At 39.1% G+C, this 20,427-nt stretch carries 14 protein-coding genes and 1 riboswitch; of the genes, 11 read left to right on the top strand and 3 right to left on the bottom strand.

Annotated elements, in window-relative coordinates:
* Positions 1–319: 319 nt before the first annotated feature.
* Positions 320–1,159 carry a tyrosine-type recombinase/integrase gene (locus ACFX4I_RS24110; protein WP_230302713.1) on the top strand — a complete coding sequence of 280 codons (840 nt, stop codon included), beginning with the start codon at positions 320–322 and terminating at the stop codon, positions 1,157–1,159.
* A gap of 252 nt (positions 1,160–1,411) precedes the next feature.
* Here the strand turns inward: ACFX4I_RS24110 and ACFX4I_RS24105 are convergent, their stop codons facing one another.
* Complete coding sequence (locus ACFX4I_RS24105; protein WP_377423570.1) at positions 1,412–4,537, bottom strand: efflux RND transporter permease subunit; 3,126 nt, start codon at positions 4,535–4,537, stop codon at positions 1,412–1,414.
* 189 nt (positions 4,538–4,726) lie between these two features.
* Between ACFX4I_RS24105 and ACFX4I_RS24100 the strand changes: the two genes are divergently transcribed.
* The 4 genes from ACFX4I_RS24100 (at position 4,727) to ACFX4I_RS24085 (ending at position 9,576) form a co-directional block, all read left to right on the top strand.
* A complete protein-coding gene (locus ACFX4I_RS24100) occupies positions 4,727–5,605 on the top strand; it encodes a TetR/AcrR family transcriptional regulator (RefSeq protein WP_377423568.1) in 879 nt (292 codons plus the stop codon).
* A 254-nt stretch (positions 5,606–5,859) separates the two neighbouring features.
* Positions 5,860–6,522 carry a hypothetical protein gene (locus ACFX4I_RS24095; protein WP_377423567.1) on the top strand — a complete coding sequence of 221 codons (663 nt, stop codon included), beginning with the start codon at positions 5,860–5,862 and terminating at the stop codon, positions 6,520–6,522.
* A gap of 14 nt (positions 6,523–6,536) precedes the next feature.
* Positions 6,537–7,799, top strand: a complete 1,263-nt coding sequence (locus tag ACFX4I_RS24090; RefSeq protein ID WP_377423564.1) for an efflux RND transporter periplasmic adaptor subunit — start codon at positions 6,537–6,539, stop codon at positions 7,797–7,799.
* A gap of 199 nt (positions 7,800–7,998) precedes the next feature.
* A riboswitch (cyclic di-AMP (ydaO/yuaA leader) is annotated at positions 7,999–8,145 on the top strand.
* Positions 8,146–8,316: 171 nt separating this feature from the next.
* Positions 8,317–9,576 carry a cation:dicarboxylate symporter family transporter gene (locus ACFX4I_RS24085; protein WP_377423561.1) on the top strand — a complete coding sequence of 420 codons (1,260 nt, stop codon included), beginning with the start codon at positions 8,317–8,319 and terminating at the stop codon, positions 9,574–9,576.
* A 428-nt stretch (positions 9,577–10,004) separates the two neighbouring features.
* On the opposite strand, the gene ACFX4I_RS24080 is transcribed toward ACFX4I_RS24085, so the two are convergent.
* Positions 10,005–10,220, bottom strand: a complete 216-nt coding sequence (locus tag ACFX4I_RS24080; protein ID WP_377423558.1) for a class I SAM-dependent methyltransferase — start codon at positions 10,218–10,220, stop codon at positions 10,005–10,007.
* A 331-nt stretch (positions 10,221–10,551) separates the two neighbouring features.
* On the opposite strand from ACFX4I_RS24080, the gene ACFX4I_RS24075 reads away from it, so the two are divergent.
* From ACFX4I_RS24075 to ACFX4I_RS24065, 3 genes are all read left to right on the top strand, one after another.
* Complete coding sequence (locus ACFX4I_RS24075; RefSeq protein ID WP_377423556.1) at positions 10,552–11,334, top strand: hypothetical protein; 783 nt, start codon at positions 10,552–10,554, stop codon at positions 11,332–11,334.
* Between the two features lie 314 nt (positions 11,335–11,648).
* Positions 11,649–12,731, top strand: coding sequence for a D-alanine--D-alanine ligase (locus ACFX4I_RS24070; protein ID WP_230302705.1), 1,083 nt, complete (start codon positions 11,649–11,651; stop codon positions 12,729–12,731).
* A 158-nt stretch (positions 12,732–12,889) separates the two neighbouring features.
* Positions 12,890–14,272, top strand: a complete 1,383-nt coding sequence (locus tag ACFX4I_RS24065) for a UDP-N-acetylmuramoyl-tripeptide--D-alanyl-D-alanine ligase (protein ID WP_377423552.1) — start codon at positions 12,890–12,892, stop codon at positions 14,270–14,272.
* 51 nt (positions 14,273–14,323) lie between these two features.
* On the opposite strand, the gene ACFX4I_RS24060 is transcribed toward ACFX4I_RS24065, so the two are convergent.
* Positions 14,324–15,475 (bottom strand): PP2C family protein-serine/threonine phosphatase, encoded by a 1,152-nt coding sequence (locus ACFX4I_RS24060; protein ID WP_230302703.1) that lies wholly within the window; start codon positions 15,473–15,475, stop codon positions 14,324–14,326.
* Between the two features lie 1,282 nt (positions 15,476–16,757).
* Here ACFX4I_RS24060 and cshA point away from each other — a divergent pair.
* The 3 genes from cshA (at position 16,758) to ACFX4I_RS24045 (ending at position 20,403) form a co-directional block, all read left to right on the top strand.
* Positions 16,758–18,257 carry a degradosome RNA helicase CshA gene (gene cshA / locus ACFX4I_RS24055; protein ID WP_230302702.1) on the top strand — a complete coding sequence of 500 codons (1,500 nt, stop codon included), beginning with the start codon at positions 16,758–16,760 and terminating at the stop codon, positions 18,255–18,257.
* A gap of 168 nt (positions 18,258–18,425) precedes the next feature.
* Complete coding sequence (locus ACFX4I_RS24050) at positions 18,426–18,947, top strand: PH domain-containing protein (RefSeq protein WP_230302701.1); 522 nt, start codon at positions 18,426–18,428, stop codon at positions 18,945–18,947.
* Positions 18,940–20,403, top strand: a complete 1,464-nt coding sequence (locus ACFX4I_RS24045; RefSeq protein WP_377423548.1) for a PH domain-containing protein — start codon at positions 18,940–18,942, stop codon at positions 20,401–20,403. Before ACFX4I_RS24050 ends, ACFX4I_RS24045 begins: the two co-directional genes overlap by 8 nt.
* The last annotated feature ends 24 nt before the right edge of the window (positions 20,404–20,427 follow it).

The raw sequence follows: 20,427 nt of genomic DNA, 5'->3' as shown, positions 1-20,427 counted from the left end.
TTGGGGGTTTCCCCCTGTGAGAGTAGGACGCCGCCAAGCCATTTAAAAAGATCAGCCATCCGGCTGGTCTTTTTTTGAGGCTGATATTCCTTCAGTATCTTTTTATTTAAACCAGTTAAAAAAAGTGGTGACTTAAAAGGACCATAAAGAAAGTTATAATGCCGCATAAATGGTTGGACATACTATAAATGCATCTGAATTTCTACAGCTATCTGCATTATCCATATCTGTTTAAGACAAAGGGACAGAATTCTTCGTTTCTGTAGGGATATATGTTAAACTTAACGTAGTTCTGAAACTGTCATTGGGGGAATAGCCGATGGATACCTCTGCTAAAGATGAAATGATTTTTTCGTTTGCTGAATGGTTGAGAGACCAAGGCAAATCAGCTAATACGATCAAAACGTATACTGGTGTCCTTTCACAGTTTTGTGACCAGACACAAAAAATATTGATGGAGATTCATTCTGAAGATGTTCAGGGCTATCTTGATTATTTAGAAAATTGCAAGAAAAGCCCGGGGACAATCGAAAAGCACTATATCGCCCTAAATGTCTTCTTTAAATTTTTAGGCAAACCGCAAGTAATGCTTTCAGTGGAACGTAAGGTTAAGGAGCACAAGCTCGAGGTACCTGAAACTTTAAGCATCAATGAGCAGCAGATCCTGTTAAGGGATATAGAAGCAGAAGGAAATCTAAGGAACATTGCCATCGTCTACCTTTTGTTACATACTGGAATTCGTGTTTCTGAATTATGTGACTTAAATGGCCGTGACGTCATTATGGAAACAGAGCGAAATTATATACTTGTCAGGAACGCAAAAGGTGAAGTCGATAGATCCGTTCCCCTTACACCATCGGCTATACAACATGTAAAAAATTATCTTTATTCTTTAAAAGAAAAAGCGGATCCGTTATTCATCTCAAGCTATAATCAAAGGATCACTCCGAGGTCAGTTCAATATATATTAAAAAAATACAATGTGCATCCACATAAACTGCGACATACCTTTTGCCAAAGGTTAGTGGATAATGGAATAGATATACAAACGATATCAAAGCTTGCCGGTCATAAAGATTTAAACGTAACGAAGCGTTATCTAAAAGAAGAATCGCTGGATCTGGCAGATGCGATAGATCAAACTTTCACCAAACACTAATCTATAGAAATTAAAAGGGAAAGCGGGTTCTTTCCCTTCTTTTAAAAAATAAGGTTTTAAAACAAACAAATTTCCTTGGAAATGACGAATAGGACGTTTTGTCTTATGAGACGGGGAAGGTTAAAAGAAGAAGGAATATAGTTCGGCCAAAAGGGGCCGGAGTATGAAGGGCTAATATGTTAAGAACATATTGATCAATTGTTGAATAAAGAAAGAGGGGATTCCTAATATAAGGAATCCCCTCTTTCTTTGTTACTTAACTGTTTTTTTCTTCTTTTTTCCTATTTTCATTATAACTTCATATACTACCGGCACTATTACAAGTGTTAGCAATGTAGAACTCACAAGTCCGCCGATAACGGTAATTCCCAAACCTTGTGATATTAATCCACTGCCTTCCGCACCGATTGCCAGAGGTATTAAAGCACCGATTGTGGCAAGGGCAGTCATCAGGATTGGACGCAGGCGGGTCGATCCTGCCTCGAGTAAAGCTTCCCTGGTAGATAGCCCGGATTCTTCATTCTTGATAACACGGTCCACTAATACGATGGCATTGGTTACGACGATACCAATAAGCATTAGGACACCCATCATTGCTGATACGCTGATGGTCTCACCTGCAACGAATAGCCCTGCCAATGCCCCGATTACCGTAAATGGTAAGGAGAAGAGAATGGCTATTGGTGCTAAACCACCATGGAAAGTAACGACTAGGACAAAGTATACGATAGCAACGGCCGCTAACATAGCGATACCAAGTTGAGTGAATGAATCCTGGATATCTTCCGTCACTCCGCCATAGTCTATAGAGACGCTTTGTGGAAGGTCTAATTTATCAACTTCCTTTTGTACCTCAGCTGTTACTGCTGCCACATCATCCGTTTTGATTGTTGCAGACACGTCGGCATAAATTTTTCCATCGCGGCGGCTGATTGTATCGGAAGCTTTGCCTTCTTCAATTTTCACAAGCTCTTTCAATGGGATTTCCATTCCCATTGGAGAAGAAATTTTCGTATTCTCAAGATCTTTTTTGTCTTCGAATGTCGTTTCTTCTGTCTCGACATATACTTTGACTTCTTCTCCATCTTTCTTAATCGTAGTTATAGCATCATCTTTATTCGTATTGGCAATAGACATACCAATTTGTGCAGCTGTCAGTCCAAGATCGCTTAGCTTTTCCTGGTCTGTAACTAGTGTATATTGCTCATAAGCATCGGAAAGACTTGTATCAACATCTTTTAAATCTTTATTTTTCTTCATGATATTTTGAATATCGTCAATTACCGGTTCAATGTCTTTTTGTGTATTTCCGTATACAAATAGAGTGGTTTCGTTGCTTGATGTTGACGTGAATTCTTGTTGTTTCCAAGTTCCAGGTGCATCAAGTTCAGTTAAATCCTTTATGACCGTTTCTTTTTTGTCCCCGAAATTTTCTGTGTCTTTATCATAGAGTACATAGAAGAGAGCCGAGTTACTCGAGCCGCCCATCATGCCGCCCATCATGCTTTCGCCAAGTGTGTATTGAACGGTCTCCACATCGTCTTTATCCATGAAGTATTTTTCTACTTTTTCTGTTTGTTTTACAATATCCTCTTTTAACTCTCCAGGTGCGGGAGTGTAAGTGACGATAATCGTTTTTTCTTCATCTGCAGGCATGAAGCTGACACCGATGCTTGGGATTAAGAATAAGCTGCCAACCAATAATACAATGGCTGTACCGAAAGTGATCAACTTATGGTTTAACGACCAATCCAATGCTTTACGGTAGAATGCAGATAGTTTGCTTGGTTTTTCTTCATGTGATTTTAATTCTTTTTTAGATAGTCCCTTTTTAAATAAAGAGTCTGCCATTGCCGGAACAAGTGTGATGGCAATTATTAATGAAGCGACTAATGCAAACACCATTGTTAAGGCGAATGGCATGAATAGTTCCCCGACAGGTCCTGTAACGCTTGCTAAAGGCAGGTATACGGCTACAGTAACGATTGTCGATGAAAGGATAGGGATGAACATTTCCTTAGTGGCTGATCGTATTAAATCGCCGCCTTTTAATTGTTCGCCTTTTAAAGCCATTCTCCTATAAATATTTTCAATGACGACAATGGAGTCATCGACAACTCGGCCAATGGCAACTGTCATGGCCCCCAGTGTCATGACATTCAATGAAATATCCATTTGTTTAAGCACCAAAAGGGCTGCTAGCAGGGATAATGGAATCGAAATGACGGAAATGAGAGTCGTTTTAAAGTTCCTAAGGAACAGCATGATTACTATGACGGCAAACAGACAGCCGAAGAGTGCCTTGCTGATCATGGTTTCAACAGAATCTTTAATCGGTTGGGCTTGATCAAGCGTAGTGTGTACACTTACGCCTTTAAAATCTTCTTTGAAATTCGTCACTTCTTCATTTACTTCGTCTACGATTGCAACCGTATCGGCATCAGGCGATCTTGTAACCTGAATCCCAATCGATTCGCTACCGTTTGTTCTTGAAATCGATTCAGCCTTACCGGTGATTTTAATATCGGCAATATCTGATAATTTGACGTTTTGCAGTTGGGCGGGACCTGTTGTTATTTCAGGAGATTGATTGGTTTCCGGTCCGTTTTGTGCTGGCGTTCCTGTTTGAGAGCCGCCGGTTAAAGGTATCTTTATATTTTTCAGGTCTTTTAATGTGGAGATGTTTCCATCCACAACGATCGTTTTTTCTTTATCATCAAAGTTATATATGCCAAGAGGCATGTTGACATTTGCGGCCTGGATAACCTTCTTTACGGTATCTTCATCGAGACCGTATTGGGCCATTTTTTCCTCGTCGAATACAAGGCTTCCTTCATTTACTTGTTGTCCGGAAATTGATACGGATGTTACGCCGTCAATTCCTTCAAGTTTAGGCACTAACACCTCTTCAACGTTTTTTGTAAGAGCTGGTAAATCAGAACCCTTATCTGTTACACTGAGTGCGACGACAGGAAAAGCGTTTAATTCTAATTTTGATACGCTTGGGTCATCCACTCCCTCAGGAAGTTCTAATTTCTCTAAAGCTTCTTTCACTTCTTTTACAGCGTCGTCCATATCCGTATCATAATCATATTGTAATTGGACGGAAGAGGCATTAGCCATGGACGATGAACTGACTAATTCGACTCCTGGCAAATTTGTTACTTTCTGCTCTATCTGTTCTGTGAGCTTATCTGCTACTTCTTCAGGTGCAGCTCCAGGATATACAGTGGAGATGCTTATTAAAGGAGTCGAGATGCTTGGAATGGTTTCTTGTTTCATGTTTAAACCGGAGTATAAACCAGCTGCAACGATGATGATCGTAAGCAACCAGATTGCCAATTTATTCTTTAATGAAAATTTAATAATTGAATTCAAGCTTGTACCCTCCATACATAAAATTGTGACTAGTCGGTCACAAGCTCAAATATATAGTATATGGATTATGATTGCAACAGATAATATTCGGTAGTGTTAACGTTGTGATTTCAAGGGTTTTAGGATACATTTTGGAAGGAGTGACCCATTGGTCACCAACGGATAATTTTAAGAGATAGGATGAATTTGATGAAAGAAAAAAATAAGATGATCATAGATAAGTCTGTAGAGCTTTTCGCGGAGAAAGGCTATCATGCCACTTCCGTTCAGGAAATAGCTGAAAAATGTGGGATAGCAAAGGGGTCTTTTTATAATCATTTTAAATCGAAGGAAGAATTACTGGTCTCCATTTTTAAATTTTATTATGAAGCGTTAACGGACTCATTGCTTGATCTTGAACTGGATGCTTCATTGTCCAGTAAAGACAAATTCATGAGGCAGATCACTGTCCACATTGAGCATATGACGGGAAATACCAACTTGATTCAAATGATGATGCAGGAACAAATGGTTCATATCAGCAAAGAACTAGATAGATTTTTACATTATATCCATGAAGAGGGCTTGATTTGGTTCAAGCGTAAAATCATTGAGTTATACCCGGGACTTTCTGCTGATTTTTTGCCGGATTGCACCATAATTTTAGATTCCCTTTTCAAAGGATATATCGGAATATTGATCAGGAAACAAAATGCTTTCAATGTGGAATTGTTACCTAGCTTCATATTGAACCGGATGGATTCCATCATCGCAAGCCTGCAGAACAAGGAAGATCCATTATTGAAACAATTTCCCCTACCAGAATGCTCGATGCGGGATATGAGCCCAAAAGAGGAAATCCATTCGATCATCGTCAGGATGCTGGAAGTGGAAACACGTAAGGAAGAGGGAATGGAAACAAATAAGAATACGGAAGCTTTAAAGGCGATTCAGGAAGAGTTTTCAAAAGTTAGGCCAAGCCCCATCATCTTGGAAAGCCTTTTGTTATTTTTGGAAAAAAATGATAAAAGAAGTCCCCTGAGTTCAAAACTTATCTTAATGATGAAGGATTATTTGTTGAATATATGAAGGGGTTAACGAAAGGGGCGTATAGCCTCTTTTTTCATTTGTTAATGAGTTTCAAAAGCGGGGGTTAGAAAAGTATAAGGGAGGGAAGAAGACATTCTTTCAATTGTCAGCATTAACACAAAATTAGTGTGGCGATAATATTTGAAGGGAAGGCTTATGTGTTTTTTTTGTATATTCATCCCTTATTTCTGCAATTGTTTCCAAAATAAGATAAAATATATGATGAAATATCATTTTTTGCAGGAGGACCACATATGGTGTACCAGGTCAGATTGTTAAAGGGCATTTTAGAGCCTTATCGGAGTCGTTATCAGCTGCAAAATGCAGAGGCAGTCACAAAGCTTGGATTGAAGTTACTATTTTTATATTTTCTTAGTCTTATATTATTCGCCATTGGGGGATATTTTGGCATTGGTTCAGAATCATTTTCCAAAGAAATCACGACGATGAGTGCCAATGAATTCGAAGCAGCAAAGTTGCTGATTTTGAGCGGCAGTATAATAACAGGCATTCTCGACCCTTCCATATACATATTTTTAGCAGCTCTATTCTTTTGGATCGTTACTGATATCCCATATATAAAATTGGTCATCGTTCAAATGATTCTTTTTGGCTTGCAATTGTTGGAAAAAATATTACTGATTCCTCTATTCGTTTTAATGGATATAGGCAGCGATGCCAATCCTTTTTCATTGGGGATCATCAGTCAGTATTTTCTCAGAAGTGATTATTTCATTCACTTTTTCAGCGAAATCACCATTTTTCAATTTCTTATTATTGCTCTGCAATATTTTTATTTAAAGCAATTTTCAGAACGAAATAATTATTTGGTCCTTTTAATGATTGTTCTATTCTATCTGGCCACATGGTTTGTTAAAGCCTTTTTAGCATACATCCAAGTAGGCGTATTTGTATAAGGCGGGTGAAAAGAATGAGCGGAAAATGGAAAATAGCAGCGGTCTCGATTGCGTCGATAGTCTTAATAACCGTTAACATATACCTTCTTGAAAAAAATGAAAGCAAAGTGGAACGAACTGTTTTCGTTGAAACCTGGACAAAGGTAAAAAAAGATACAATTACGGATACTATTCAAACAAATGGGGTAATTAAACCTGTAGAAGAGTTTGATATCTATTTCGATACCAAGAAAAATGATTTTAAGAAATTCCTTGTAAATGAAGGCGATGCGATTACGGCTGGCTCCTCGTTGTTTGAGTATACGACGACCGAACTTGATGCGCTAAAAGCGGATTTAGAAGCGGAGAAAACGGCAGCAGAGGGAGAAATTGCAGGGATTGAAGAATACATAGGCAAGTTGAGGTCTTATCAAGGGACCCTGGCCAGTGATTCTGGAAAAGCGGCCATTGATGAATCGGTGGAAAAAAACTTGAGTATTGATTTAAAAACAAGCTCGACGGATCTTATTAAAAGTAACATTGAGCAAGAAATGTACAAGCAGGAACTGGAAAGAAACAGTTTGAATGAAAAAGTGAAAATGCTTGATGCTAAATTAAGTTCAATTGAGGAGCAGTCCAATGCGATCGTGACGACGAGCGAGGCTGATGGTGTAGTTAAAAATATCAATAAAAACCTGAATAATCCCATCATATCCATTGTTTCAACAAATATGGCAATTGAAGGGGAATTCTCCGAAGAGGAAATGAAAAAGGCTGAAGTGGGCATGACTATAAAAGCAAGTTCCTCTGATTCAAAAAAGGCATTGAAAGGAACGATAGGCCGTATCCATTCCTATCCAGCTGAAGAGCCGTCGTTAAAAAAAGATAACAGATTTCCATTTCAGGCTTTAATCGAGCCGGAAGGCGAAGAAACGGAACCTTTGTTGGTGGGATCCAAAGTGGATCTTACAGTAATAACCAATGAGAAAGCAGGTGTACCCTCCGTTCCTATAGAGGCGGTACATTACCAAAAACAGCCTTATATTTACAAATTGACTAAAAAAGGATATGTGGATAAACATTATATTACAAAAGGGCTTAAAGCAGAAGGAAAGCAAGAAATCATAAAGGGACCGTCAGTAGGTGACGTCATCCTGATGAAGCCGAATGTGGCAGCGAAGAACCATTCTAATTTTATTACTCCGATTCAATTTGAAAAAGTGAAAGTTGCAACTTATAAAAAATTCACCTCTAGGGAAAAAGTAAGATATCTGTTACTTGGCATTTTGGAAAAATAACTGTTCCTTCAACAAGAGAGGTGATGTCAAATTATTTAGTAATTATATCAATATAACTTTATGTGATTAAAAATCGGGAAGAGTAATAATAGATACAATAGCCATTAATACAGAATATTCAGACATATTTAAAGATTTTTTCAAGTACGGATGCGAATAAATATTTACAGATTATCATTTTTAGTATAATATTTTATTATAAGTTAACTCGCTTAATCTTATTCCAAGAACGGGGGACCCATTTTTGTGGATATTATCCGCTAGGGGTGAATTCAGAAATGAAAGGGCTTTGTGTTTCCAATTCCTAACCCGACAGCTAACCTCGTCAGCGTCTTTAAGGGAACATGTGTGAATATTCACGCCAATAAGAAATCGACACATGAAGTGTCTTTTTTTTCGGCGTAAAGACAGAGTTTTTCAAAAAAGAAAAATTACTTTCTTTTATTAGTATCTTGTTTCCCTTACCGAGACAAAAATGTTTTTGCATCAAAGACTTTATGGAAGGTGAGGAAAGTAAATGAAGAAATTCAAATTAAGTTTAGCTAGCCAAATTTTCATTGGTTTAATTTTAGGGATTATCGTTGGTGCCATTTTTTATGGTAACGAGACGGCCCAAAACTTTTTACAACCATTCGGAGACATTTTCCTACGAATGATTAAAATGATTGTAGTGCCGATCATCGTTTCAAGCCTTATCGTTGCAGTTGCTGGTGTAGGTGATTTGAAAGCGGTAGGTAAACTGGGTGCTAAATCATTATCATACTTTGTTGTAGTAACTATGATAGCGATTGCTGTTGGTTTAATTTCAGCGAATATCATCCAGCCTGGTGCTGGTGTGAATATGGATAATCTGGAACAAACTGATATCTCAACATATGTGGATACAGCAGAAACTAAGCAGCATGAATCGTTCGTGGATACACTCGTTCACATTGTACCATCCAATCCAGTTCAAGCTATGGTACAAGGCGATATGCTAGCGATCATTTTCTTCTCCGTGTTGTTTGGGCTTAGTATTGCAGCCATCGGTGAAAAGGGTAAACCAGTATTCCGCTTCTTCCAAGGTACAGCTGAAGGAATGTTCTACCTAACTAACATGGTCATGAAATTCGCTCCTATCGGTGTATTTGCACTAATCGGTGTGACGATCTCCAAGTTCGGTTTGGAATCTTTAATTCCGCTAGGAAAGTTAGCGCTTTCTGTATACGGAACAATGATTTTCTTTGTAATAGTCATTCTTGGTCTTATTGCGAAATTTGTCGGATTCAATATCTTTACGTTGATTAAACTTCTAAAAGAAGAATTGATTCTTGCTTTCTCTACTGCAAGTTCAGAAGCGGTTCTTCCGAAACTCATGGAAAAAATGGAGAAAGCGGGTTGTCCGAAACATATTGCTACATTTGTTATTCCGACTGGATACTCCTTTAACCTTGATGGTTCTACATTATACCAAGCGTTAGCAGCTATCTTCATCGCTCAAATGTACGGAATCGATTTAAGCGCGTATGAGCAAATTACGCTAATGCTAGTGTTAATGATCACGTCCAAGGGGATTGCGGGTGTACCGGGTGTATCTTTCGTAGTTCTTTTAGCGACATTGGGAACTGTCGGTATTCCTATTGAAGGTCTAGCATTTATTGCCGGTATCGACCGTATTCTTGATATGGGACGTACAGTAGTAAACGTTATCGGTAATTCACTTGCAGCAATCGTCATCTCTAAATGGGAAGGTCAATTCAACCCTCCTTCCAAAAAAGAATTAGAGCAAGTTTCTTAATAAAAAAATCCAGAGTGAAATGTCACTCTGGATTTTTTTTTTTTGAATTAAAATGCGCTTTCTCTTCCGGTGGGCGATCCAGAAGCGGCAATCGGAAGAGAAAACGTTGACATCATCGTTTTCATGGAATATTTCACTTCGGTAAAAGCTCTCGATGACTGTAAACCCTGTTTCCTTCATTCAAGTTGAGTAGGGATATGGAGGTAAGTATCTTCTTAAGTCTTTCCGGATATCAAAATATCCCAAACTCATAAAGCCTTTCATCTTATTTGCCTCCACACCGAATCATTTCGTCTTGTTCCCAGAAGTTCAGATGATTTTCGTTTTTATCCCGGTCATGTGTTGTGAAAATGAAGAGTCCTTCTGGTTTTAAAATACGGTTGATTTCTTTTAAAGCCAATGTGCGGTTTTTTGCTGGTGAATTTGCATTAAATCATTAAAAGCGAAGATTGCTTTTTCGAATGATGAGTCGTTGAAAAGGGAGGTTCGTTGCATCTCCAAGGATAAAGGGGATGTCCATGTGTTATATTCATGGCTATTTTTTCGGCTTCAGTAAGCATGTCAGGAGTTAGATTGATTCCCGTTATATTTTGGAATCCTTTTTTATATAGTGCGAAGGTGGTTCTTCCTGTAACGCATCCCATATCAAGGATTGAATCATCCTGATATAAACATTTTTCGAATGCGTATTTCTCTGATTGCCATAGACTTAATCTTTTAGTTGCATCAGGGGAAGCGGTCCCGTGAAAAGAATGAATGATAAAAGCTTTTTTTAACTTTATCCATGATCAATTCCTCCAATTCTATATTTTTTACTATAATATGGATAATTATTTGGTTTAATATGGATTCTTCGTTTCGCATTATTTACACGATGCTGATGATGATTAATATTGGGGGCTATATAACTTACGTGAAAACCCAAAAGTTTGATAAAATAACATTATTGATTGAGAGCTTGGAGGGGGTCAGGTTATGAAGAATGATAGCAATGATATCTTATATATGCATATGCAGGCTTCCGAACGGTTTGTCCTTTTTAATGGACTCAATTTTCGTGAATTCGTCTATTCGCTGCCATATACCTTGGATTCCATCTTATTATTGAAACATCAATTCGATGGAGGGGAATACAATTTGAATGTCCTGCTTGAGAGCGCTTCATCTGAGGATATTGCGAAGCTCGTTAAAGAAAATGTTCGGGCATATGGAGATTTCTGTTGGGTCGATTTTGAAGAGGCGGAAGGACTGGATGAATTGGATGGAAGGGAATTAGCGGAACTTTTATATTTAGGACACGCTAAAACCCATCTTAGTCCCCCGTTCTTCCGTAAATTGAATAATCAATTTGTGTACCTTGCCCAGGATGATGGCTGGTTCAATAAAATTTATTTTCGTTCTCTTTCGACATATTATATGATGTTAGGAAGCCTGATTCCGCTAAAGATGGAGCCATTAAAAGTAGAGAGGACGTGGCTTGGAATCAGAAAGAAAAAAGAGCTTACGGCGATTCCGGCAGAAATCATTTCTTCCTTGGCTCATATTCTGGCAGAGGGGCTCGCTTTTTCCTTTCGGGATGTTAAGTATACAAGAACGAAAATCGAGATACCTGCATGGGTCGTAGGGGATTATTTAAACATGGATGAGATGCATGATGACTTTTCGGATAGAGATATTAATGAGCCCGATGCCTTTATTATCTTCAATCGAAAAGAAAAGGTATGGGAAAGCGTTATTAAAAGTACATCATCCTCCTGATGATCATAACTTGCGGGGTTCGTGCATTGGATTATTTGATATCCTCGAATTTTTTAGGTGTAAGACTTACCATCTCATGCATAAAAGATAAGAGGGGGCGACCCACAGAATGTGGCAGTTTTATCTTGTGTTCCAATAATAGTAATCATTGGAAAAGCGACAATGATGGAAGTTTCGCTTTTCCCCGCATTAACAGGCTGTAGGGCAGGGCGATAGAAGATGTAATAAAAAAGAAATGTTGAGTTTGCTTTATCCGTTTTAGTGTAAAGTGATACAATGAACATGGTTAAAAGAATATTGGAGGGTAATAACTCATGAAAACTAAACTTGGTTTGCTTTATGGTGGAAAATCTGCGGAGCATGAGGTTTCTATGCAGACGGCTTTAGCGGTCATTAAAGCTCTCGATTTAGCAAAGTTTGATATATATCCGATTTACATAACAAAAGAGGGTTCATGGATTAATGGACCAAAGTTAACAGGACCTGCTGAGAATGTGGAGGCTTTGACATTTTTACCGGAAAAATCGAGCTCGCCTCTTGCCTTGCAGGCACATTCAACTGATGAAAATAGTGAATCAACAGGGTATGACGTAATTTTCCCATTGCTTCACGGACCAAATGGAGAAGATGGGACCGTGCAAGGGATGCTGGAACTATTGAACCTTCCTTATGTAGGAAATGGCGTTTTAGCTTCATCAGCAGGAATGGATAAGGTCATCATGAAAAACATTTTTGCCCAGGCGGGACTTCCTCAGGTGAAATACACTTGGTTCATTCGTTCCGAATGGGAGAAGAATACTGAAAGTGCCATTAAAAAGGTAGCGGATGAATTGGGGTACCCTTGTTTTGTCAAACCTGCCAATTTAGGCTCGAGTGTCGGTATCAGCAAATGTAATGATGCTGATGAACTGGAAAAAGCGGTAGCGGAAGCTTTTCAATTCGATCGGAAGATCATCATTGAAGAAGGGGTCGTTGCTCGTGAACTCGAGTTTGGTATTCTCGGTAATGATGAACCGTCTTGTTCAGTGGCAGGCGAGATCATCCCTAAGAAGGATTTTGCCTTCTATGATTATTCAGCAAAATATGTAGACGGTAATTCAGCGATGGTCATTCCAGCGGAGATATCGGAAAGCGAGTATGCAACTTTATCCGAAATGGCCATTACTGCCTTTAAGTCATTGGATTGCTCTGGATTGGTTCGCGCTGATTTCTTCTTAACGAATGAGGGGCAAATCTATATTAATGAAGTGAATACAATGCCTGGGTTTACTCCCTTCAGCATGTTTCCGTTATTGTGGAAGCACACAGGTGTCGACTATCCGGCGCTAATTGAAAAACTCGTGAAACTTGCCTTGGAACGTCATCAGGAAAAACAACAAATCAAATATACAGTTTGATCATGCAAGTAATGTAGCAGTTAACTTCACAATCCATCAAACGTTGATTTGATGGATTCCAATCAGCAGGAACCGGTGCGATTTAAACTGGTTTCTGCTTCGTTTGGTTATTGGAAGTAGAGAGCGATTAACGGTTCGATGAATGTAGGAGGAACAAAATGATAAAGAGAACGTTAAAACAAGTACATGAAATGGCAGAGGGATTGAATGATATAAGTCCATTCCAGTCCAAAGGAATTAATGGGGTTACCATCGATTCAAGAACGGTTAAGGAAGGATGTTTGTTCATTCCGCTTAAGGGTGGGCAGGTTGACGGCCATCAGTATGTCAAGCAAGCTTTAGCGCAAGGAGCTGCTGCTTCTTTTTGGCAAAGGGATGTTCCGAATCCTCCTAATGATTTACCGATAATCATTGTCGAAAATACCGAGAAAGCACTTCAGCAATTGGCGCGTTCTTACCGTCAGCAGTTGAATGTAAAAGTCATTGGGATAACAGGAAGCAACGGTAAGACGACAACGAAAGATATGACGGCTGCGTTGCTGGCCACTACCTTTAAAGTTCATAAAACCATTGGAAACTTCAATAATCATTTAGGTTTACCACTAACGGTGCTTTCCATGGAAGAGGATACTGAAGCAGCCGTTTTGGAAATGGGAATGAGCAGCCGCGGTGAAATTGAGTTCTTATCCAAAATGGCAAAGCCTGATGTAGCGATCATTACCAATATCGGTGAATCACACTTATTGGATTTAGGATCACGCGAGGAAATCGCGAATGCAAAGTTGGAAATTGTCGAAGGTATGGCGAAAGATGGGACGCTGATATATCATGGTGATGAACCATTGCTTCGCAATCGGATCAAAAAGGATTTTCCTGATTTAAACGTAATATCTTTTGGACGAACGGAACAAAATGATTTATATCCACAGACCATAAGCCAAGGGGCAGACAGTACCTTGTTTACAATCGCAAGTGGTGAAAAGGAGATCAATTATGAGATACCCGTATTAGGCAATCATAATGTTCTTAATGCATTGGCCGCCATATTGGTTGCTAAAGAATTCAATGTGGATGATTCAGCGATCCGTAAAGGTCTGTCAACCATTCAGTTAACTAATATGAGGATGGAATTGGTCGAAGGCGCAAAAGGGCAGAAAATCATTAATGATGCGTATAATGCCAGTCCAACTTCAGTTAAGGCAGCAGTGGAGTTGGTTGAGGGGTTATCTGGATTCGAGAAAAAGATCCTTGTATTGGGAGACATGTTGGAGTTAGGGCCACAGGAAAAAGATTTTCATTTGAAAATTGGTGAATTGATTTCCAATGAGCGAATTGATAAGATATTCACGTTTGGTCCTTTAGCCGAGTTTATTGCCAAGGGAGCGAGCAAGTCTTTTTCATCGGAGCGGGTTCGTCCTTTTCAAGATAAGCAGGAGCTTATAGAGGAGCTTAAGTCTTCTACACAGGGAAATGACATCATTCTCGTTAAAGCATCAAGGGGCATGAAGCTGGAGGAAGTCGTTCAAGCCCTACAAAAATAAAAAAGCATAGAAAGGGCCGTTTCTTTTTGAAACGGCCTTTTTTCATCGTACCTAAAAAAGGGTCCCTGCAATAATGCAGATGTCATCGTTAATCACTGAATGCCTCATCCTTGAGACCAAAAGTTCCTGAAGAAGGTCATTTGTATCGAGATGGACATTTTCAATGAATTCCCTCTCGATATTGTCAGACCGGTCAAAGGCGGAAGGAATGGGCGTTTTAGAGAGTCCATCTGTATAGATGATGAAACGGCTTCCCGGTTCATAATGAAAGACTATTTTTTTTATGGGCAATTCGGGAATCAGTCCGCTTGGGGCGGCCCCTTCGTTTAAATTGAGAATTTGGTTGGTGCATGGGGAATACAAAAAGGCTGAAGGAAGTCCGTAGTTCACATATTCGATGAGTCGATCCTTTGTATTCACGTATGCTATGAAAGCTGTAATGCGAGCATGGTTTTTGTTTTCCCGATTAACTCCTTGAAATAGATCCCGCATATGTTTGTCCAGTTCCTCTGTTATGAAAATGGGGTCTTTTACACGTTTGAAAAGGTCTGGCATCAAAGTCCGTATGGACATGTTTATAAGTGCTGTATGGATGCCCTTACCGAATACATCGATCATTATGAAACCGTATATCCTGTCATCAACCTCCGTCCAGTAAAATAAATCCCCTGACAGTTCACTCGAAGGCTGGGAAAGACCTTTGATCTCTATATCTTCATTATTGATCGACAAAGGTAAATTTGAAAGCTGAATGCCCTTTGCAATTCGCAGGCTCCTTGCTGATTTTTGGTGTATCTTTTCAAGCTCTTCCCCCTTCATTTTTGCTGAAAACAGTTGCATGCTGATGTTTTTGAGTGATTTTAATTTAATCCTGACTTCAACTGAATCGGCAGGGACCGCCATGGTTTCATAAAAGGTCTTTTCTGGTAAAGCCGCAGGTGTCTCCATTCCTAAAGTGCGTTTGTAAATGAATAAGATAGGGATTTCGTGAGATTCAGCTAAGGCAAACAAAGAAGTTTGCTGCCAAGAATCTTTTGATATGTGTAAAGGTAAAATAAATAATGATTTCATTAAGTCCGTTGAATCCTTGAATAGATGACTTTGATTGAGTGGATCCTCCAAAAAGGTGACATTCTTGTTCATTTTCTTTAAGATTCGACCAAAATCCTTACATAAAGGAACATCTATTGTGAATATATTCATATAACCCCCCGTTGTTTTGTTGTTAGGTCAATCATACTGCATATAGACTTATTTACTATAATTTTTGAGTGAAAAGATGGAATTTTTGAAAATTAAATGATTCTATATGCCTGGAAATTAGAGTTGGTTCATAAATAAGTCCTTTCTTTTTCCAAGGGGGGTAACCGTGGATGGTGGCCATTCATTCGAACTAATCCTTCCTGAAAAAGGTTTGTTGAAACTATTTGATTTCTACACATATCATGTAAATAAATAGATGTTCGTTTTGCAAAACATTTAAATGGATACAGTAAGTGGTTTGGAATGGTCTGATCCTAAAACGGGACTAGTAACTGAAACCCTCCTAACTGGATTTCTGAAACCGACTGGAACGTTTTTTAAAGGGAAAAACAGTAGGAAAACTCGCTTTCTTCCGAATTTATCTGCAGTCTGAATCGACTTTCGCATGAATGGTTATAGTAACTACGATAACCCCAATGAATAAATAAGGCTGCACAATTATCAGGTATAAATATCCAATTTCTTTGTTTTTGAAACGTACTAAAGTTTTTAGTAACTCTGAATGGGGAGATATCCTTTATTGCATTAACAGTTTGAAAATGGTAATATGAGTATGAGTTTAAATGTCTTATCATTGATGATTATTTAAATTAATCAGGTTGAGGCAACAAAATTGTATGTTCTTACATGTTTCATGAGTTCATTCTTGAGATTATTTTAGATTAAATAGGCCGCGCGTCTGGTCATATATAAAAGCTGCATCTCTTGGCGGCTTTAGTAGCTATTAGGGAATCAAGCCGCATTTAAGCGCTTTTCCACTTCTGCAAATCCTCAACGCACCGGGCCTGTTTTGTATAAGAATCTTGGCTCTCGTCAAGTTTTGTTCATACAGCCTTTTTAAGTCTGATGAATAATAGGTGCAGCAGCCCTCACCTGAATAAAACGGTGAAACACCCGTTTATGCTACTTTTAATTTTCCATATTGAATTTAATTTTGGTTACATGTACTTTTAAAAAGATGAGCGTATGTTAATGATAAGTCTACACGTGCGCGAAGTTAAAAATGCCAGTGAATGTCCGTACTGGTATATTTCCTTTTTAAAAAATCATATTGAGTTCATTTGAACTAAAAGGCAGACATACTTTTAGGTGATAATGATAAACTTTTTATAAGAGATAAAGAAGAACATCCGTCATGATGATGAGGATTTGAACTAAAACATCTGTGCATGATCCATGAATGCACGTGTAAATTTACGATATAAAAAGGAGTACGAAAACATTGACATTGTTTAGCGAATTAGGATTAGATAGAACGTCCATGAAATCAATAGAAAAAATGGGATTTGAGGAAGCGAGCCCGATTCAATCCCAAACGATTCCACTAGCACTTGAAGGTAAAGATATCATTGGTCAAGCGCAAACAGGAACAGGTAAAACTGCCGCATTCGGTATTCCATTGATGGAAAACATCGATATTAATAATGAAAACGTGCAAGGGATTGTCATTGCACCTACACGTGAACTTGCGATTCAGGTTTCCGAGGAACTTTTCAAGCTTGGTTACGGAAAACGCGCTCGTGTACTTGCGGTTTATGGTGGACAAGATATCGACCGTCAAATCCGTGCTTTAAAGAAAAAACCACATATTATCGTTGGTACGCCTGGTCGTCTTTTAGACCATATCAAACGTAAAAATATTAAATTAGGCGGAGTTCACACTGTAGTTCTTGATGAAGCGGATGAAATGCTTAACATGGGATTCATTGAGGATATCGAATTGATCCTTTCAACGGTTCCTGACGAAAGGCAAACATTGCTTTTCTCAGCTACAATGCCTGATCCAATCCGTAAAATTGCTGAAAGATTCATGCAAGAACCAGTTCTTGTCCGTGTAAAAGCGAAAGAAATGACAGTGGATCGGATCGAACAATATTACTTGGAGTTAAAAGAAAGTGAAAAATTCGATACACTTGCACGCCTTTTCGATATTCAAACACCGGATCTTGCCATCGTCTTCGGACGTACGAAACGCCGTGTAGATGAATTGGCCTCTGCATTGAATATCCGCGGTTATATGGCTGAAGGCATTCATGGTGACCTTAGTCAGGCAAAACGTCTATCCGTTTTGAAAAAATTCAAAGAAGGAAACATCGATGTACTTGTTGCTACTGATGTGGCTGCACGTGGACTTGATATTTCCGGCGTAACTCACGTATACAACTTTGATATCCCTCAAGATCCAGAAAGCTACGTTCACCGTATTGGACGTACAGGACGTGCGGGTAAACATGGTATTGCCATTACGTTTGTAACACCAAGAGAAAGAGGCCAACTGCATGCAGTTGAACATACAACGAAAAAACGTATGGAGAAACTTAAGACTCCTACGTTAACTGAAGCGTTGGAAGGTCAACAAAAAGCAGTAACGGAAAAGATCCTTAATACAATCGAGAATGAGGATTTAACATTATACCTTGGTCAAGCGGAAGAATTATTACAAAAACATAGCGCAGCGGATTTAGTTGCAGCTATGCTTAAATCAATGACAAAAGAACCGGATCAAACGCCTATCAAGTTAACGGAAGAATCTCCATCTCCAATGCGTCGCAATCGCGGAGGAAGCAGTTCTTCTAGTAACAGACAGCGCAATGGCCGCAGTTCTTCAGGCAGAAAAGATTACGGTAGCGGATCAAGTAAACGCCCAAGCACGAACCGTAAATCGAATGGTTACGGAAACCGCAGCACGAGCCAAAAAAGAGAAAAAACAAATAAGATTTAATTGAATTGGAAATGCCGCTCATTCGAGCGGCATTTTTTTGTGTGCATCTCCATGCTTCATATGGTATCCGAGTGGTTGGCGGTTTTTGGATGGACTGCTCAAAGCCTTTGTTTGAAAAAGGGGTTAATTCCCAGTATTTAATTATAGTATAATGGATGAAAGCGAAGGATGGATGATGAAGATTCATTAATTACCTGTCCGGAAGAGGAGAAGCGCATGGAACCTGAAAATCGTATATCGAATAAGGCCTTGACCGTATGGAAAATCAGTGGTCTTATAAGCTGTTCAATAACTTGGATTATAAGCATCACCGTACTCGTGCTTACAATCATTTTTGATTGGACATATTGGGTGTTTGGAGCATTGATGATGATATCGGTAATCCAATCCTATCTGGCCATTTTTCTGATTCCATCGGTGAAATGGAAGAGATGGCGTTACGAAGTAAGAAATACCGAAATTGATATCCAAAGTGGTATTTTCGTCATTAAAAGAACACTCATACCCATGATTAGGGTTCAGCATGTTGAAACGAAGCAAGGGCCATTATTAAGGAAATACGATTTAGCATCCGTTGAAATTTCGACTGCAGCTACCCTTCATGTTATTCCTGCCCTGGACCTAGCAGAGGCAGATGAATTGCGGCACTATATTTCCAAGATGGCGAGTGTGGAGGAAGAAGATGTCTGAACCTAAAAGGCTGCACCCCATAGCTGTATTGCTTAACATAATAAAATCGATTAAGGAGTTAGTCATCCCTTTTTTATTAGTGGTCGTCATTCCTGGGAAGAATGAAGGAATTCCTGGATGGATACAACCTCTGGTCATAGCCATTATTATACTTTTTATTATAGGCAATGCATTCCTTCAATGGTTACGCTTTACATATCGCATGGAAGAGGGCGAATTCAGAATTGAGTCCGGGGTATTCGTAAGGAAGAAACGGTATATAAAGTTTGATCGGATTCATAGCATAGATATTTCGGAGGGCATCATCCAGCGGATATTCAGCCTGGTGAAGTTGAATATTGAAACGGCAGGCGGGTCTCAGGCAGATGCCGTATTATCAGCCATACGCAAAAGTGATGCAGATCGAATCAACGCTTTTATTAGTGAGGAAAAAAATGCGAATAATCCTTTTGATAAAGATAAAGATGAAGTAGCGGATAATGAATATGCAGCAAAATCGTCTTCCGTTTTTAAACAGACGCTTCCGCAACTATTCGTTATGGCTGCCACTTCGGGAGCGGTAGGTGTTTTCCTGTCTGGAGCAATCGCATTTATTTCACAGTTCGATGAAATGATACCTTTTGAGAGGATATTTAAGGATTATGAAGATTTTATTGAAATGGGGACCTTCATTCTGACCTTGTTTGCCCTAGTGGCTTTATTGGTGGTTTATGTACTGGCCACATTAAGCATGGTAATTAAATATGCTTCCTTTACCGTGATAAAAACGGATGAGGAAATTGTTATTTCCAGAGGGCTTCTCGAGAAAAGACAGCTGACGATCCCTATCCATAAAATACAAGGTATCCGGATCATGGAGAATTTGATTCGAAAGCCATTGGGATTGGCGACGGTTTATATTGAGTATGCGGGAGGCAGTATGGAAGATAAAGAAAGTCTATCGATCATGCTGTTCCCTTTAATCAGGAAGAAGCATTTACAAGAAAAGATCCTGGGAATTTTACCGGTTTATGAAACAACCGCTGAGATGACACCGATACCTAAGCGTGCACTTTCCCGGTATGTGCTTCGTATGTTTCTTTACCTCATCCCGATCATAGGTGCCTTGGTATGGTTTTTCAGACCTTGGGGTTATCTTTCCCTTTTGCTTGTACCGTTGGCGATTTTTTGGGCTTACATGCAATATAGAGATGCAGGATGGAGCATAGAAGGGAATTTGTTGCTATTGAGCAGCCGTTTTTTCTCAAAGCAAACATTAATCATGCAGAGAAGCAGAATTCAATCAATCACATATAAAAAAAGTTGGTTTCAGAATCGAAAAGAAGTAGCTACGATTTCAGCATCGATTAAATCAGGAATCACTTCCCGGGTCGGTGTGGTTGCTGATGTGGAAGAAAAGGATTGCCTAATAATTAAATCATGGTATTTACCTAAAAAAGCAGTCGACTCCCAATGATTTAAAGGAAGAGTCGGCTGTTTG

Origin of the sequence: Peribacillus sp. YIM B13472 (assembly GCF_042788005.1) — a bacterium.
In the GTDB taxonomy this organism is placed as follows: domain Bacteria; phylum Bacillota; class Bacilli; order Bacillales; family DSM-1321; genus Peribacillus; species Peribacillus simplex_E.
The sequence above is the reverse complement of the archived record's forward strand: the minus strand, read 5'-3'. Positions and strand labels throughout refer to the sequence as shown.

Excerpts from the sequence above, each read along its gene's own strand:
- ACFX4I_RS24050 (WP_230302701.1), top strand. The coding sequence starts at position 18,426 with ATGGATGATGAAGATTCATTAATTACCTGTCCGGAAGAGGAGAAGCGC.
- ACFX4I_RS24085 (WP_377423561.1), top strand. The coding sequence starts at position 8,317 with ATGAAGAAATTCAAATTAAGTTTAGCTAGCCAAATTTTCATTGGTTTA.
- ACFX4I_RS24060 (WP_230302703.1), bottom strand. The coding sequence starts at position 15,475 with ATGAATATATTCACAATAGATGTTCCTTTATGTAAGGATTTTGGTCGA.
- ACFX4I_RS24080 (WP_377423558.1), bottom strand. The coding sequence starts at position 10,220 with ATGGGATGCGTTACAGGAAGAACCACCTTCGCACTATATAAAAAAGGA.
- ACFX4I_RS24095 (WP_377423567.1), top strand. The coding sequence starts at position 5,860 with ATGGTGTACCAGGTCAGATTGTTAAAGGGCATTTTAGAGCCTTATCGG.
- ACFX4I_RS24065 (WP_377423552.1), top strand. The coding sequence starts at position 12,890 with ATGATAAAGAGAACGTTAAAACAAGTACATGAAATGGCAGAGGGATTG.
- ACFX4I_RS24100 (WP_377423568.1), top strand. The coding sequence starts at position 4,727 with ATGAAAGAAAAAAATAAGATGATCATAGATAAGTCTGTAGAGCTTTTC.
- ACFX4I_RS24070 (WP_230302705.1), top strand. The coding sequence starts at position 11,649 with ATGAAAACTAAACTTGGTTTGCTTTATGGTGGAAAATCTGCGGAGCAT.
- ACFX4I_RS24110 (WP_230302713.1), top strand. The coding sequence starts at position 320 with ATGGATACCTCTGCTAAAGATGAAATGATTTTTTCGTTTGCTGAATGG.
- ACFX4I_RS24090 (WP_377423564.1), top strand. The coding sequence starts at position 6,537 with ATGAGCGGAAAATGGAAAATAGCAGCGGTCTCGATTGCGTCGATAGTC.
- ACFX4I_RS24075 (WP_377423556.1), top strand. The coding sequence starts at position 10,552 with ATGAAGAATGATAGCAATGATATCTTATATATGCATATGCAGGCTTCC.
- ACFX4I_RS24045 (WP_377423548.1), top strand. The coding sequence starts at position 18,940 with ATGTCTGAACCTAAAAGGCTGCACCCCATAGCTGTATTGCTTAACATA.